Below are 2,574 nucleotides of genomic sequence, written 5' to 3'. Positions count from 1 at the left end.
TGGCTAATTCGGTTCGAATAGTGCCACTCATTTCGGTGTGTTAGTGCCAGTGATTTCGGTTCAAACTGTGCCAGTCAGCCCTGGCGGTAAGAAGTCAAAACGGTTCGATTTGTGCCAGTGATAACGGTTCAATTAGTGCCACTTTGAAAGATCAAGTTTAACAGGCTATATCGCAAATAAAAAGCGATATGGCCAATACTCTTGATCCTATGGACATCAAACAAATAATCACCCTGCATCTGGACGGTTTAAGTAACCGCAGGATTGGCCATACCCTGGGCATTTCCCGTAACACGGTCAATAATTACATGAAGCTCATTAACGCCTGCGACCACTCTGCTGAAGAGTTGTTACGGTTTGACAAAGCGGAGCTGACAGAGCTGTTTCCCTCTCAAACTACCATCAATAATGATCGGTTTAACGAACTGATGCTCTATTTTGAAAAGGTAAACCAAGCCCGTAACCATCCCGGCTTCACCTTTCTTTACCATTATGATGACTACCGGCAGCAGTCTGAAGAGCCTTACAGCTATACACAGTTTATGGAGCACTACAGGCGTAAGTACGCCAAAACAAAGGGTTCTATGAAGCTTGAGCATGAACCGGGAAAGGAGCTTCTTATAGACTTTTGCGGCACCAAACTGCATATCACTGATAAAGAAACAGGAGAGTTAATACCTGTTGAAGTTTTTGTGGCCATTCTGCCCAATAGCCAATACACCTATGTAGAAGCCTGTATGAGCCAAAAACGTGAAGATCTTATCTGTTGCCTCAACAATGCCATGGCCTTCTATGGAGGTGTTCCTAAAGCAATCGTATCAGATAATTTAAAATCAGCAGTAACACGTGCCAGCAAGTATGAACCGGAGATCAACCGCTCTTTAAAAGAGTTTGCCCATCATTATAACTGCGTCATCAATCCCACAAGAAGCTACTCCCCGCAGGATAAAGCTTTGGTCGAGAATGCCGTACAGTTGAGCTATCAACGCATATACTACCCTATACGTGAGATGACTTTTTTCTCTTTACAGGACCTGAACGAAGAAATACAAAAGTTGCTGGTCAACTATAATGATTTGCTTTTCCAGCGTAAAGAAGCCAGCCGGAGGGAGCTTTTCCAATCAGTGGAACGGCCTTATTTAAAACCTCTTCCTTCAGGGCCTTACCAGCTTAAAGATTATAAAAGGGCCAAGGTACAGAAGATAGGATATGTCTACTTCTCCCCGGATAAAAGCTATTATAGCGTTCCTTACCGATATATTGGAAAATCCACCATGATCCATTATACCAGCACAACGGTAGAGGTTTATTACTATCACGAGCGGATAGCCCTACATCAGCGTAACCCTTCAATAGGATTATACAACACCAATAAAAACCATTTGAGCAGTACCCATAAAGACTACACAGACTGGAGTCCGGAGTACTTCCGGAAAATAGCAGCACGGCACGGTGAAAATGTAGAGGCGTGTATAAAAGGATTATTTATTGACTGCGATTATCCTGAAACTGCCTACAAAAGGGCAATGGGTATTGTCCAGCTTCATCGCCTGTATGGTTCTCAAAGGCTTGACAATGCCTGTAAACGTGCTGTTTATGCCAATGCTATTTCCTATAAACGGATCAGGAACATACTGGAAAATAACCTTGACAAGGATCACTTTCCAGATACCCCTGACCCAAAATCACATATACCTGTCCATGACAATATACGTGGGGCTGGGGCTTACAAATAACCAATTAATTTATATCATATGAACAACAATCAAACAGTAGAAAAGCTGAAGAAGATGCGTTTGACTGCCATGGCTGAACTGCATCTCCAACATGTAAAAAACAACCAGTTTAATAAACTTACGGCTGATGAATACCTGGCCATACTGACTGACCATGAATGGGAAGACAGGCAGAACAAAAAAATAAATAGATTGCTCACGCAGGCCAATTTTCGGCAGAAAGCTTCCGTTGCAGAGGTAAGCTATACAGAGGCCAGAAACCTGGACAAGAACATGTACAACCGCCTGGGTACCCTGGATTTTATCCTAAAAAAAGAAAACATCATACTTACCGGGGCTTCCGGAGTGGGGAAAAGCTTTTTGGCCCAGGCACTTGGACATCAGGCTTGTTTAATGGGTTTTCGGGTCTACTACACCAGTACGGCCCGTTTACTGGCCAGGTTTAAACTCTCCAAAGTAGATGGCACTTATATCCGGGAACTCAAAAAACTTTTAAAAGTAGACTTGTTGATCATGGATGACTTTGGCCTACAGGCTTTTGACTCTCATGCCCGTGAGGCCTTAATGGATATAATTGATGATCGGTTCAATCAAACCGCCACTATAGTATCCTCACAAATACCCGTTTCGGCATGGTATGACATCATCGGAGAAGGTACTATTGCAGATGCCATTTTAGACAGGTTAGTCAACTCTTCACACCGGATAGACCTAAAAGGAGAGTCACTAAGAAAAGGAATTTTAAAAAATGAATAACTAAATTTTTACTACTTTGCAGCATCTTTCAAAGTGGCACCTTTTGACCGAAATCACTGGCATGGTCCGACCGAAATAGCCA

2 protein-coding genes are annotated in these 2,574 nt (G+C 42.8%); both read left to right on the top strand.

Features of this window, described 5'->3' with window-relative positions; translation table 11 throughout:
* Window positions 1–188 precede the first annotated feature (188 nt).
* Window positions 189–1,736, top strand: a complete 1,548-nt coding sequence (gene istA, locus C900_RS27470; RefSeq protein ID WP_009583761.1) for an IS21 family transposase — start codon at window positions 189–191, stop codon at window positions 1,734–1,736.
* An 18-nt stretch (window positions 1,737–1,754) separates the two neighbouring features.
* Entirely contained in the window at window positions 1,755–2,492 is a 738-nt protein-coding gene (gene istB, locus C900_RS27465; RefSeq protein ID WP_009583760.1) for an IS21-like element helper ATPase IstB, read from the top strand.
* Window positions 2,493–2,574: the final 82 nt, after the last annotated feature.

The sequence above is a fragment of the Fulvivirga imtechensis AK7 genome (assembly GCF_000331535.1).
GTDB classification, from domain to species: Bacteria; Bacteroidota; Bacteroidia; order Cytophagales; family Cyclobacteriaceae; genus Fulvivirga; species Fulvivirga imtechensis.
Note: the sequence above shows the minus strand (reverse complement) of the source record. Positions and strands in the feature narration are given on the sequence as shown.